The 14,296-nt window shown below is 31.4% G+C and carries 12 protein-coding genes and 2 riboswitches; of the genes, 4 read left to right on the top strand and 8 right to left on the bottom strand.

Translation table 11 applies throughout. The features are described 5' to 3' along the window. Nucleotides 1-190 precede the first annotated feature (190 nt). The gene (yiaA, locus tag HXZ74_RS06800; RefSeq protein WP_038336823.1) at nt 191-580 is read right to left on the bottom strand and encodes an inner membrane protein YiaA; all 390 of its coding nucleotides are present in this window, start codon (nt 578-580) and stop codon (nt 191-193) included. A gap of 86 nt (nt 581-666) precedes the next feature. Between yiaA and HXZ74_RS06795 the strand changes: the two genes are divergently transcribed. The 3 genes from HXZ74_RS06795 to HXZ74_RS06785 all read left to right on the top strand — a co-directional run bounded on the left by HXZ74_RS06795 (nt 667) and on the right by HXZ74_RS06785 (nt 2,917). Continuing rightward, the gene (locus HXZ74_RS06795; protein WP_038336824.1) at nt 667-1,203 is read left to right on the top strand and encodes a GNAT family N-acetyltransferase; all 537 of its coding nucleotides are present in this window, start codon (nt 667-669) and stop codon (nt 1,201-1,203) included. 72 nt (nt 1,204-1,275) lie between these two features. After that, nucleotides 1,276-1,968, top strand: coding sequence for a hypothetical protein (locus HXZ74_RS06790; RefSeq protein ID WP_115002229.1), 693 nt, complete (start codon nt 1,276-1,278; stop codon nt 1,966-1,968). A 7-nt stretch (nt 1,969-1,975) separates the two neighbouring features. Further along, nucleotides 1,976-2,917 (top strand): hypothetical protein, encoded by a 942-nt coding sequence (locus HXZ74_RS06785; RefSeq protein ID WP_115002227.1) that lies wholly within the window; start codon nt 1,976-1,978, stop codon nt 2,915-2,917. 88 nt (nt 2,918-3,005) lie between these two features. Here the strand turns inward: HXZ74_RS06785 and metE are convergent, their stop codons facing one another. Then, nucleotides 3,006-5,327, bottom strand: coding sequence for a 5-methyltetrahydropteroyltriglutamate--homocysteine S-methyltransferase (gene metE, locus HXZ74_RS06780; RefSeq protein ID WP_115002225.1), 2,322 nt, complete (start codon nt 5,325-5,327; stop codon nt 3,006-3,008). 86 nt (nt 5,328-5,413) lie between these two features. Beyond that, nucleotides 5,414-5,549, bottom strand: a riboswitch (cobalamin riboswitch). A 109-nt stretch (nt 5,550-5,658) separates the two neighbouring features. Here metE and HXZ74_RS06775 point away from each other — a divergent pair. Beyond that, nucleotides 5,659-6,120: an Lrp/AsnC family transcriptional regulator gene (locus tag HXZ74_RS06775; protein WP_038336827.1), complete on the top strand. Its 462-nt coding sequence runs from the start codon at nt 5,659-5,661 to the stop codon at nt 6,118-6,120. A 54-nt stretch (nt 6,121-6,174) separates the two neighbouring features. Here HXZ74_RS06775 and HXZ74_RS06770 read toward each other — a convergent pair whose 3' ends face one another. From HXZ74_RS06770 to HXZ74_RS06745, 6 genes are all read right to left on the bottom strand, one after another. Next, nucleotides 6,175-7,728 (bottom strand): T9SS type A sorting domain-containing protein, encoded by a 1,554-nt coding sequence (locus HXZ74_RS06770; protein WP_115002224.1) that lies wholly within the window; start codon nt 7,726-7,728, stop codon nt 6,175-6,177. A gap of 73 nt (nt 7,729-7,801) precedes the next feature. Beyond that, the gene (locus HXZ74_RS06765) at nt 7,802-8,668 is read right to left on the bottom strand and encodes a DUF4465 domain-containing protein (RefSeq protein WP_260392520.1); all 867 of its coding nucleotides are present in this window, start codon (nt 8,666-8,668) and stop codon (nt 7,802-7,804) included. Between the two features lie 76 nt (nt 8,669-8,744). Next, a complete protein-coding gene (locus HXZ74_RS06760; RefSeq protein WP_286474514.1) occupies nt 8,745-9,908 on the bottom strand; it encodes a PKD-like domain-containing protein in 1,164 nt (387 codons plus the stop codon). 9 nt (nt 9,909-9,917) lie between these two features. Next, nucleotides 9,918-11,054, bottom strand: coding sequence for a YncE family protein (locus tag HXZ74_RS06755; protein ID WP_286474511.1), 1,137 nt, complete (start codon nt 11,052-11,054; stop codon nt 9,918-9,920). Further along, nucleotides 11,051-13,048, bottom strand: coding sequence for a TonB-dependent receptor (locus tag HXZ74_RS06750; protein WP_286474508.1), 1,998 nt, complete (start codon nt 13,046-13,048; stop codon nt 11,051-11,053). Before HXZ74_RS06750 ends, HXZ74_RS06755 begins: the two co-directional genes overlap by 4 nt. Nucleotides 13,049-13,147: 99 nt before the next feature. Beyond that, nucleotides 13,148-13,334, bottom strand: a riboswitch (cobalamin riboswitch). 76 nt (nt 13,335-13,410) lie between these two features. Continuing rightward, nucleotides 13,411-13,854 (bottom strand): cytochrome c oxidase assembly factor Coa1 family protein, encoded by a 444-nt coding sequence (locus HXZ74_RS06745; RefSeq protein ID WP_286474506.1) that lies wholly within the window; start codon nt 13,852-13,854, stop codon nt 13,411-13,413. Nucleotides 13,855-14,296 lie beyond the last annotated feature (442 nt).

Raw genomic sequence — 14,296 nt, 5'->3', positions numbered from 1 at the left:
TAAAACCTTATTCTCGATACTAAATTCTTTCAGAATTTCACTCGAATTGACGGTTTCAAAAATAAAAGTAAAAGCCTCGCAATTGCGAGGCTTTTACTTTTATTTTGCGTTAGGGATTGTAGTGAAAATCCTTTGCTGAATAGCAAAGATTGTAACGAAAAGCCCGCCCGTAGGGAACGCCCAAAACATATTAATTAGCCATATTGTCCCTTGTATTTTTTTGCACAGCAATAGCCCCAAAAATTGCCAATAAAAAAGCAAATGCATAGAAACCTTTCTCCGAAGGTAAGATTGTTGCATTCCAAAGACCTATGATTAAAAGCGTGATTGAAGCAATAGTTCCAAACCAACAAATTCCGTAATAAATATCGGTTACAGGGATTTGTTCCAATCGATCTCGAACAGCTTTTTGCAAAGATACTACTGCGAAAAGTCCAAATAAAAGAACGGTAAAGTAATAACCTTTCTCGTTTAATTCCATTTCGGCGCGCGTCAATCCAATAATATATCCAATCATTCCCGAGCCTAAAGCAATCCAAGAAGCTGCTATAAAAGCATTAGATACTTTTTGTTGTTTCATTTTATGTATTTTAGTAATAGATTAGCTGTAAATATAAAAATAATTTAATCTGATTTACAATAAAGATTATTCTTAACTCAATAAATATGAAATATTTACCAACTTTAGAAACGGAGCGTTTAATAATTCGTCCAATTACGATGGATGATTTGCAGGATTTTTATGAGATGGATTCTCAACCAGAAGTGCATACATTTCTGAAAAATCAACCAATTAAAACGATTGATGAAACAAGAGAAATCATCGAAAACTTATTGATTCAATACAACGAACTTGGACATGGACGAGTGGCTGTTATAGAGAAAGAATCGGGAAAAATGATTGGTTGGACTGGTTTTAAATACATGACCGAAAAAGAGGCGATGAATAATCGATTTGATTTCTTAGATTTTGGTTATCGTTACCGTAAAGAAACTTGGGGAAAAGGTTATGCAACAGAAGCTGCGAAAGCTTGCATGGATTTTTATAACGAAAATATGATTGATTTTAAACTAAATGCCATAACACATACAGAAAATGCAGCATCAAGAAATGTTTTAGAAAAAATAGGTTTCGAAGTCACTGAAACTTTTCATCTGGACATGTGGGATTTGGATTGCTTTTGGTATGAATTGAAGAAATAATTAACTTCAAAATAATCTTGGTTCACGCAACCTTTTAAGTAAATGATTCTCTTTCTTTTAAACACTATTTATATGAAAAAGAATTTTTTACTTTTTTTATTCGTCATTGGTTTTGGACAATTGATTTCTGCACAAGAAAAATCAAACGATGAACGCAAAAATGTCATCACTTTTAGCGTTCTTTCAGCAGCTTTATCGCCTCCAAGATGGACTTTTGGATACATCTATAAACTGAACGAGCGTTATTGGATTGGCTCTGAAATTGGCTACGGAAGTTATCATAGCATTCCTGTTAGCCACAAACCAAAATATAAAATCAACGAAGATTATCAACTTTTTGAGATTCGACCAGAATTTTTTATCAATCTAAGCGAAAACAGACGAGTAAAACATCTTATTTCTTCCGAGTTTTTCTATATTCATCACACCGATCATCTTGAAAATGGTGAATATTACCGAAATGATGCTCAAAATTTTTCGTATTTATATTCGTATGACGAAGCCGATTATAAACGAATAAAATATGGATTGAATATCAATTACAATATTTTTATTCCAACTCATAAAGGATTAGTTTTTATTCCAAAAGTTGGTTTGGGTGTAAAAAATAGAAATGTAAAATATTCGAATGTTACAAATTTAGAAAGTGTTGATACTCGAATTTTTGATGATTTTATGGGCGGTTTAGAAAATCATTATAAAAAAGAAGGTTCTTCTACAGATTTCAATTTAAATCTTAACTTTAAGATCGCTTATCAATTTTAAACAAAACATGAAAAAAATAATTTTAACGACAATTTGTTTGGCTGCATCACAAGCTAATTTTGCACAAAAAATTTCGACAAATGATTATGAAGTTAAAACAACTTTAGCTGATTTTAATCTGAAAGGAAAGGTTGAAAAAGTGACTTCAACTGCAACAGATGCAAAAGGAAATACCACAACTTTACCTTTTTTGGAGAATGAATTTTACAATCAAATTTCGTTAGAATTTAATCAAAAAGGATTGTTAACAAAGCGAACAAATTATTTGGATTATCAAGGAAAATTAGCTGTTTATAACTATGTTAATTACGACTACAATAACTCAAATTTTATTGATAAACAGACAAATACAGTTATTAACAATGGTGAAGATCCAAAACGAATTGCTTCCGACAAAACCTTTGTTTATGACAATAAAAATCGGTTGATAAACTTGACAGAAAATATTGAAGGGAAATCGTCAAAATCGAGTTATGAAACGATTTTTAATTATTCGAATAAGTTGGATAAAATCACGACAAAAGTGGAAGGTTCTACGATTAGTGAGAATAATTTGACATATAACAAAAATGGTTTATTGGTTTTGGATGAAATGACTTCTTTTGATGGAAAAAAAGGGCGAAAATCGTATTATATTTATGATAAAGAAACACCTATTTTTCAGGAAGAAATTGCTGGAAATTCGAGCAAAATAATGTTTTTTGAGAATGGAAACATTTCAAAATTACAATCATTTGACGCCAATAAAACGTTAGCTTATCAAGCTGATTTTGATTCGAAAAATGAAATTGTAAACTTCAAAAAACAATCCTTCCGAAATGGACAAACTGTTTTAACTTCTTATCAAGTTTCGTATGAATATGATTCGAAAAATAATTGGATAAAAGCTTCTATTTCAATCAATGGAGAATTGAAATATGTTGTAAAACGAACGATAAATTATTATTAAAACACAAAAGGTTGAGCAATGCTCAACCTTTCTTCACAAATAAATAACACAACACTACTTATTAAGTCATTAAAGTAGGATGTTAAGCTTAAATCGCTTTTGGCGTATATATTTTTCTTAATTCTTTTGTCGCCGCAACCATTTCGATTAATGCTTTTTCGGTTTCTTCCCAATGACGCGTTTTTAGTCCGCAATCAGGATTTACCCATAATTGATCTGCTGGAATAACTTTTGCCGCTTTCTCTATCAAATCAACCATTTCCTCTTTCGACGGAACGCGAGGCGAGTGAATATCATAAACTCCAGGTCCAATATCATTTGGATAATTGAAATCTGAAAAAGCATTTAATAATTCCATCTGACTTCTCGAACATTCAATTGTAATGACATCCGCATCTAAATCAGCAATATTTTGAATAATATCGTTGAATTCTGAATAACACATATGCGTATGAATTTGCGTAGAATTATCAACATTACTTGAGGCTAATTTAAACGAATCAACAGCCCATTTCAAATAATTTTGCCATTCATCTTTTCTTAATGGTAAACCTTCTCGAATTGCAGGCTCATCAATCTGAATAATTTTAATTCCAGCTTTTTCTAAATCCGAAACTTCATCTCGAATCGCCAATGCAATTTGTTTACACGTCGTAGATCTTGGCTGATCATCGCGAACAAAAGACCATTGTAAAATCGTAACTGGACCAGTCAACATTCCTTTTACTTTTTGTTCTGTGATAGATTGTGCATATTGTGACCAATAAACCGTCATTGGAACTGGGCGATAAACATCACCAAAAATAATCGGCGGTTTTACACAACGCGTTCCATAACTCTGAACCCAACCATTTTTAGAGAAAACAAATCCGGCTAATTTTTCACCAAAATATTCCACCATATCGTTGCGCTCATATTCACCATGCACCAAAACATCAATGCCAATTTCTTCTTGCCATTCTATCGTACGCTTCGTTTCTTGTTTCAATAAAGTATCATATTCTTCGGCAGATAATTCCCCTTTTTTATACTTCGCACGCCAACTTCTCACCTCTTGCGTTTGTGGAAAAGAGCCGATTGTTGTCGTAGGAAAAGGAGGAAGATTCAATACATTTTGTTGCACAATTTTTCGGTTTCCAAAACTATTTGCACGATTATAATCTTCATCTTTTATTGCATTTACTCGTTCTTTAACTTGAGTTTGATGAATTAATTGAGAATTTTTTCTATTATTAATAGAGAATTGATTCGCTTCATATTGTTGAATCAATTTTTCGTCATTCGGGTTTGAAAAATAATTTTTTAAGAAAGCAACTTCTTCTAATTTTTGCTTCGCAAATGCAAACCAATCTTTAATTGTAGTCGGAAGATTTTTTTCGTTTGTTTCTAAATCTAAATCACAAGGTGAATGTAATAATGAACAAGATGTTGAAATAATAACTCGTTTTTCTCCAATTTTGTTCACAACTTTTTCTATCGTTGAAAGTGATTTTTGAAAATCATTTTTCCAAATATTTCTACCATCAACTAAACCTAAAGAAAGTTTTAATTGAGAAGGAGCTTGATTCAATATTTCATCAAGTTGATTTTCGTCTCGAACCAAATCAAGATGCAAAATATCAATTGGTAAATTGATTGCTAAAGCTGTATTATCTTTCAATCCATCAAAATAAGTTGCGACCTGAATCGTAAGTTGAGGAAATTCTTTTCTTATTTTTTTGTAAACTTCTTGATAAGCCGTTTTCGATTTTTCGTCTAAATCTAAAGCTAAAAAAGGTTCGTCGAACTGAATTGTATTTGCTCCATGATTGATTAAATCATGAATAATTTCAAAGTAAACTGGCAATAAATTCTGAATTAAATCAATTCGATCAAATCCTTCTTCTTTTTCTTTTCCTAATAATAAATACGTAATCGGTCCAATTAAAACAGTTTTTGGATTAAAACCTTCTTTTTTGGCAGCGATAAATTCATTTACAATTAAGTTTGAGAAATATTTAAATTCTTGATTTTTTACAAATTCTGGAACGATATAATGGTAATTGGTATCAAACCATTTTGTCATTTCCATCGCTGTAATATCTAAATTATCTTTTTGATAGCCTCTTGCCATCGCAAAATATAAGTCTAATTCAGTATTCTTTTTATTTAAAGCAACTGTATTGAAACGCTCTGGAATTGCGCCAACTGATAACGTAAAATCTAAAACTTGATCGTAAAAAGAAAAGTCATTACACGGAATTAAATCAATTCCGGCAGCTTGTTGCAATGCCCAATTTTGTTTGGTAATTGTACGGCTTGTTTGCAATAAAGCTTGTAGTTCAATTTTACCTGCCCAATAATTTTCGCAGGCTTTTTTTAGTTCACGGTTAGCGCCAATTCTTGGATAACCTAAAATTTGTGTTTGCATTTTGATTGTTTTTTAATGTTCAAAAACACAAACGCGAGTTGATAAATAGTAAACCTATTTTGACAGACAGACTTCAAATCGCGAAAGTATCATCTTTTGTTTCTATTGGTAATCTGACTTGTAATTTGCATTACTTACAGTTGCGCGACAGCTCGTGATTCTCACACGATTCCCCAATAATTTGTTGTTTATTTCTTCACAAATGTAACAAGACAAAATAAACGATTGTAAAACTTGAAAAAATAAGATTATACTACTTATTATGACTAATTTTACAAAACAAAACACTTAAACAACGATAAAATATCGTGTTGAAAAGAATATTATTTGGATGGAAACATTAGATCAAACCGATTTAGAATTATTAAGAATTCTACAAAAAGATTCGAAATTGACAGTAAAAGCAATTGCTGCTTTAGTTAATTTATCTCCTTCACCCGTTTTTGAACGTATAAAAAGGTTGGAACAACAAGGTTATATCAAAAATTATAGAGCGGTTTTGGATGCAGAAAAGCTGAACAAAGGCTTTATGGTTTTTTGCAGCATCAAGCTAAAACAACATGATCGCACGATTGGGAATAAACTTGTAGAAGATATTTTGTTGATTGATGAAGTGGTGGAATGTTATAATATTTCGGGCGAATATGATTTTATCTTAAAAGTACAAGTTTTGGATATGAAGCAATATCAAGATTTTGTTTTCAATAAATTGGGCGCTTTAGAAAGCATCGGAAGTACGCACAGCTCTTTTGTGATGGCCGAAATAAAAAATACGTATGGAATAAATATTTAATAAAAACAAAAGGTCGAGCAATGCTCAACCTTTTTTCCACAAATAAATAACACACTACTTTTTGATTACTTTGAAAGTAGAATTGTTAATTTTTATGATGTAAACACCTTTTGGTAAAGAAGAAACATCTAATTGATTTTTCCCTTTTTGAAGTGTTTTCTCTGTCATTTTAGCTCCTGTAATAGCGAAAATTTCAGCTTTTGAAGCTTCATTTGTTTCGATAAACAATACATTGCTAACAGGATTTGGATAAACATTAATTGATGATTTATTTAGATCACTTGTTCCTAAAACAGTTGATGAAATTGTGATGTTTTGTGAAACAACTTTTCCATTCGAATTGAAAGAAATTTTGATTTTAGCTGTTCCATTTTTTAATGGATTAATTACTAATTCTTCCTTATCATTAATCGAAATTTCTGCTACATCATCATTTTCAATGATTTCTAAATCTTTTACAATTGCTGCTGATAAATTATCTAAATCAGAAACTTTATCTTTCAAATCAATTGTTGTTGCTGTATTGATATGATAAGTCGTCTCTAAATCATTAATAATTGGTGCTGCATTATCTGGAAAAACTGGTATTGAAGGAAACCAATAATATTCACTTAATTTCACAGATTTTTTAAGACTTCCATTATCAGAAAATCTATGAACAAAATTAATTTGTGAATTAGTTCCCCAACCTGAACCAATAGTAGTTAATACTAGTTCGTTTGTCAACGGATCAATCCTTAAACCTGCTCCATAATATGTTTCCTTTGGTGTCGTATCTTGACCAGGAATTTCTATAAAACTTTCTTCAAATTTATTGTTTGTTACATCGTATTTCACAACATTGATTCCTGATAGAAAATAAATAGTATTATCTTGTATTGAAGAACAAAAAGTACCAGCATTCCAAGCAGAAGGAGTTGGAACTGTTTTCGTAGGAATAGCAATTTCTGTAGTTTCTAAAGTCGTAGGATTTATTTTGACTAATTTTTTAGATAAAGCTCCCCATACATTTCCATCTTTAGATTGCACAACTGAAATAAAACTTCCAGCAATCGTTTGTTTTATTTGATGTGTTTTTGGGTCGATAACTAAAATTCCTCCAGTACTTGAAACAGCAAAAACAAATTTAGATGTACGAATCATATTTCCTACTTGACCAACTTTAGAAGTTCCATCAATCAGAGAACCAATTTTTAAATTCTCAATATCAAAAAGATAAATTCCTTTTGCAGATCCTATATAACCTTTTTTACTATTAATCCCAAGAAAACTTCTACCATCAGCACCAATTGTTTCGAAACTTGCTTTTTTCTGTAATGTTTTCGAATCTGCAACAACTAAACGATTTCCTTGTTTCGAAACAATGTAAAAATTATCGCCATATATTGTTCCATATTGAGAAGTTACACCAAATTCTTCACCAGGATTAACTGTTTTATAAACATTATAATCAATCGAATCATTTGCATTGATAAAATTGATTGAGCCATTTGAATGACCAAACCAATCTTCATTCACAATAAAAACGCCGTTTGTGTATTCTTTTGTTTGTGCAAAACTTGTTTGAAATGCAGCAATTGTAAAAACCGAAAGTAAAATTTTTTTCATGTATTGTTTTTTAGAAATCCGAAACCATCATCCATGAATGATAGTCTCGGATAAAAATATTTAGAAATGAGATTTATTGAATTTTTTCTACTTTTAATTTATCCATTGTAAAGTATAATGCTGTATTTGCTCCCCAATTTCCTACATCGGTTGTTTCTAAGAAAAACATTAAATACTTGACTTCTCCTAAAGACGAAAGATCAACATCTTGCCAAGTTGTTGAAATGTTATTTACTCCATTTCTGAAATCAACAAAGTAATGTGTCACAGGTTTTTCTGTTGTTAATTGCTTATTAGCCGAAACTCCATAAATATGAATAGCGAAATAATCTCCTTTTTCAAATTTTCTTGCATAAGCATCTCCGTTCATAATTCCATAGTAAGACCAAGGACTAATCGCTAATTTTACACTTTTGGCTTTATATTTATTCGCCATATCCAAAATTTCTACTACACTAGAAAATCTGTCAATCTTAACTTCTTCTCCATATTTCAAAACTTTTTCTGATGGTTTATGATCTGCAAAAGAAACCAAAAAAGGTGTTCCTTGTCCATTTGCTCCTCCTTTTGCCATAGTTCCCCATTGATTATCTAACCAACCTCCTTCATTCTTTATTTGATCAGAATTATCATTACTATTAGAAACCGTGAATCCCATCCATGTTAAATATTCGGGCCAAGCAGTATGCTTTAGTTTGAAAATTCCTAAAATTAAATCTGTATCTTCTTTATATGTTCCTTCCCAAATTTTACCTCCAGAAGTTGAAATTCCTTTCGAAAGATCGAACTTAGAAACATCTAATGTTTGGTATTTTTTTAACTCAACTACCTCATTTTTATAATCATCATCATTACATGATGACAAAAATGTGATAGATGACGCGATGATTAATAGATTAAAAAAAAGTTTTTTTGCAAATTGTAAATTTATAGTCTTCATATTGATGAAATAATTGTAAAAAAACCGTCTCATCATCGTAACAACTCGACGGTTTATAAAAAATATTTAGTGTTAATTATAGATGTAAATCGTAAGCTCCTGCAACTTCTGTTGAGATTTCGCCTAACCAACCTGCTTCTTGATTTGTTGCTGTGTAAACTTTGATAAAATCGATTCCCATTAACTTAACTGGATTACCATTTTTATCAACAGCCCAATCGATATCAATGTTTGAATCTTCGCTATTATTTGGTGCATTATCTACATAACCATAAGCATATTGTTTACCAGTCCAAATACCATTTTTCTCTGTATAATTGCTTTCCAAAAGTGTACCTGTAAATTTTAACTGATCCGAACCAAACCACAATGGATAATATGATTGCTTATGATAACTGTTTTTAGTTTTATAACCTGAATTTCCTTGATTATCAGACCATTTTATATACTCAATATCTGTTTGCCATCCAATAGTACCTTTTACAGGTGTTTTATTTTCGTCTGGCTTAGTATACGTTATGGTGTAATTTTTTATTGTATTTGGATTCGTATACTCACTTCCTGCAATTTCGTACCATTCGTCGTCATCTGGTTTTCCATTTTTATTTTTATCATATGCAACCATTACAATTCCAGGTTCAGAAGATCCAGCAAAACCATTTCCTAAAACTTTAAAATCGCGTTTGTTTGGTTGGTTCATAATTGTATGGTCAAAACCAAATACCACATATCCTCCGTAACCTCCAAGCGTAATCATTGTAGATTTTTCTCCTACTAAAGCCTTAGCAGCTTTGGCTGTCATATCAGCTTGAGTTTCTCCTGTTACATAAGCTGGTAAAGCATTTGTGAATTGTCCAACTGCAGGCAAATAATCAAAGACTTGAGAAATGTATTTACTGTAAGTAGATAATTCTTGTGTAACATTAACCTTTGTTTTTATTGTTTTAGAAGTTGCTCCTGAAGTAATTTCTAATGTTAAATCATAAGAACCAACTTCATCAGAAACAAAACCTAAGGTTTTCTGATTACCAATAATTTCATTACCAAGTTTCCATGTATATGTTGCATTTTCAAAACCAGAAACAGTTGGTTCAATTGAAACAATTTTTAAACGTGCTGCATCATAGGATGCTTGTAAAGTAGCATTATCAGGATTTGTCTCGATAATGTTTTCATCATCACTACAGCTTTGTATTAAAGCAAAACTTAGTGCGGTTAGTAAGATTTTAGAATATTTCATATGTAAATTTTATTTATAGACAAAAGCAAAATGAGCAGGAATATTTCCGGCAGCAGTTTTCCATTTAAAAGCACCATTTTTATCAAAACAATAGATGTAACCCATCGAAACATAATTTCCAACATCGGTTAGAAAAAGATCCTTGGTTTGAGGATTTACAGCAATTCCGTAAGGCGCTTCGATTTCATTAATAACAGGATCATTGACCAATGTTTTGTTAATAACTTGTTCTGTTTTAGTATCAATTACACCATAAGTTTTTGTGTATTCGAAAGTTGTGTAACTAAATTCGTTTGAATAATAATAGAGTTTGTTATCAACAATCGTAAAGTTAGAAACAGGAATATCAAATTTCTTTTTGATTTGATGCGTTTTACTATCTAACACATATAAATTTGATGGAACGTTATAATAATCACCACGAGAAGTCACATATAAATCACCATCTGCATCTTTTTTTAAACGATGAAGATTTACTTCAACATCAATTTTTTTAGTTTCTTTAAATGTTGATAAATCAATCACTGAAACTGTTTTATCATACTCAGGAACTCGATAACCTCCTGAGTTTGCTACATACAAATTGTTCCCAACAACTTCTAATTCTTCTGGCTGATAACCTACCGTCACTTGTCGCGTAACCGATAAATTAATTGTATCAATTTCGACCACTTTTCCTAAGGGCGCTTTCGGATCGATTGTAACAGGACCAGCATACGAAGATGCATACGCTTTACCATTTGCAAACGTGATGTAACGACCATTTTCCAAAGGAATTGTTCCCAAATGTTTGGCTGTTCTTGCATCCATTACTTCGATAAAGTTTGATACATTGATAACCGCATATAACTTATTTCCATAAATTTTTATATCATTCCCAACATCTCCCAATTCCTTTACCATAGTAGGATTTACGGTTGCATATATGTTTCGATTATAAGTTCCTGTTGTAAAGTCCATATAATCTACTGTAGCCATATTGCTTCCCATATTTCCTTCGTTTAGCAAATAAAAACCAACGACATCTGTTTTTTCGGGATTGGTTACACCTTCTTCTTCTTTCTCAATCAAATAAGTATCTTGTTGACAAGCGTAAAAAGTGATTGCTGTTAAAAAACAAGCGAATAATTGTTTGAAATTTCTCATAAGTTTGCGCTTAATATTAGTTTGAATTGTCTTCCTGGCATTGGATAGTTTAAAACCACATCATATTGTTGATTCAAAATATTATTTAATTCAAAAGAAACTTTGAACAAATTTTGATTCAATCTAAATTCTTTATGTATACCTAAATCATTTGTAAACCAAGGGTTAAGACGATTTTTTTTGATATTATCTTGATGAACATTGTAACGTTCGCCCACATAAATAAAGCTGTAATTAAAATTCCACGTTTTATAAGAAGCCGCTAAAACAAAAGAGCCACTATGTTTTGGTGTATATGGAATTTGATTTTTGTAGTAACTTTTTTTAGGATTCGAATAATCTAACGCTTGCAAAAAACCATAGTTAAGCATTGGTGAAACTTCTATTTCTCCCAGTTGGAATGTTGATCGAATTTTAACATCCAACCCTTTTATTCTAACTTCATCCAAATTCAACATCGTAAAACGAAACAGGCTTCCCGAAGGCGCAGCAACAATTTTATCAGTCACTTCATTGTAAAAAGCATCGGCTTGAATTGTAATATTTTTGAAGAAATTTGGAGTTGATTTAGAATAAGTAAAACCAACATTATATTGCGTTGAATATTCTGGTCGAAGATTAGAATAACCAATATTTGTATAATACAAATCGTTGAACGTTGGCATTCTAAAAATACGTTTGTAAAATGCTCTGACATTAAAATCATGAGATTTAAATGGTTGATAGTTGGCGATGATTGTTGGCGTCCATACATTTTTATCTGGAGCACTTGTGTTCATTTCTACTGATTCTTTTACAAAAGTTCCTAATAAACTTCCTTGTAAACTCAAACCTCCAAGACGATAAGTAGACGCGAACACTACAAGATTTGTATGACGAGTAGGAAAAGAAAAATTCTTTAAATCTGCTCCCATATTATTAAACTGATAATCTGTTGCAACATTAACATCCCAATTATCTGTAATCGAATAAAGATTTGCCCAAGACACATAAAACTCGCGTTGTGTGTACTTATTTTCTGTTTTTACGGTTGAAACTGTATCTGTATAATGAGTGAAATCGTAAGCAAATTTTGCGTTTATTTTCGATTGAAGATTTCTAAATCGTTTTTCATATTTTCCTTGAACAAAATAATTTCGATCAACCAAAGTTTGTCCGCGTCCATCAAATCGACCACGAACAATTGCGGCAGGAATTCCACGATCAGAATCATATAAATATCCTTTTACATTCCAATTCGATTGATTTCCTTTTCCGATCAATCCTAATTCCAAACGTTTCGCATCAACTTGTCCATCTCTACGTTTCAAAACTGTATCGTATGCAGTTGTTCCATCCAAATTTTTGCGTTGATAACGGAATTTATATACACCATTAGTTTTAACATATTCAGCACTCAAAACAGCTGATAATCTATCCGTAATTTTTTGTTCAATACGAATTGAAGGATTGATTAATTGAATCGAACCTAGCTTATAACGGAGTGTAGCATTTGTTTTTTTATCACCAATAAAAACAGGTTTTTTGGTTTGAAGATAAATAGCAGAAGCAGAAGCATAATCTTTCGCTGATTGAAAAATATTACTTTTTTGACCATTATATAAAGAGATCACTTCCATATCGTCTAAAGAAAATTTCCCTAAATCGACAATTCCATTTTGTGCATTTCCCAATTGAATTCCATCATAAAAAACTGCGACATGTTGAGATCCCATCCCACGAACATCAATAGTTTTTAAACCTCCAACTCCACCGTAATCTTTGATTTGTACACCTGCAAAAAAACGAACAGCATCTGCCACAGAATGGCTATTTAAAGCCTCTAGTTCCGCTCCTTTCAATTCCTGAACAGGAACAACGGCTTTTGCATTATTTTTTAAGATATTAACTTGCTGAAGCTCTAAAATACTATCATGAATAATTTGCGCAGAGGCAATGCGACATGAAAGCAAAATCAAGCTGCAACAAATAATTATAGTTTTTAGATTTCTCATTTAGCAATAATCAATTGTTGCTAACGAGAGTGAATGAAGGAGTATTGAAAGGACGAACCTATCCAAAATTTGAACTTCACGCTTTAGTCCCCGAAAGCATTCAACATTTATCATTTTGGTAGGTCTTCTGACTTACTCCTTTTTTAGAAATCCTTCCCATTTTATGAACAGTGGATCTATGTATCTAAAAAAAATATGGAGCTTACAGCAGCGGGTCTGTTCAGGATTTTCACCTGATTCCCTGTTACCGAACGATTAAGTTCGCACCAAATGTTAATCAAAAGTAAAATTATTATTTTGAATAAACAATTAAATCTTTATCAATAATAGCTAAACAAAAAAAAGCTAACTCATTCGTTAGCTTACTCTTTTACTTTATTTATTTCAATTACTTCTCCAGTTTCATCAACCTGAACAGCGATCTTTTCATAATTCCATTTATCAAATTCTTTCTCTCCAACAATAATTGCAGTTCCAGAACCTTTTGTCCCTTTTATTGGAACAGAAATATTAGCTTCTCCAGTATTATTCGATACAGAAATATTTCCACTAAATATTCCATTCGTTTTAACATCCGTACCCAATTTTTGCTGAACTTCAGGATTTTGATTGATAATATTGATTGCATGTTTCGTCACATCACTATCAGATGTTAACTTACTAAAACCCCAAAAAGCGCCTCCAATTAACAATCCAAAAAATAAAATGACAAACGATAAACAGCCAACAGGCACTACCCATTTCCAATTGCGTTTAAACCAACTTTCCTTTGGTAACAATTGATTATCAAATTGATTTTCTTCCATAATGTTTAGGTTTTGAGTAAAGATAATAAATTTGGGCGTTCGCTTGTTAAATTTAAATTATAAACAAAAATAATACTGTTACTTGGAACTTAGCGAAATGAAGAATCTTAAGTTATAAGACGCAAGATTTAAGGCTTAGAGAATAAAAATCTAAGCAAAATATCCCCTTGAGAGGATTATAGAGGTGTTTTCGAGTTCTAAGTTAGTTGTAAAAAGGAAGCCTCTTATTAACTGACTAGAAGCTTGTTGTTTTATAAAGCATAGTTTTGAGATGCGTTGAAGTAAAGCTTACATTTTACTTAATACATTTTACTTGTACATTATACAAAAAAGTATAAACATAAAAAAAGCCTCAAGAAATAAATCTTGAGGCTTTTGATAAAAACTGGCGACGACCTACTCTCCCGTAAGTAACAGTACCATCGGCGCAGGCAGGCTTAAC

The sequence above is a fragment of the Empedobacter sp. R750 genome, assembly GCF_030324345.1.
Classification (GTDB): Bacteria; Bacteroidota; Bacteroidia; order Flavobacteriales; family Weeksellaceae; genus Empedobacter; species Empedobacter falsenii_C.
This window is presented reverse-complemented; position numbering and strand designations above follow the sequence as displayed.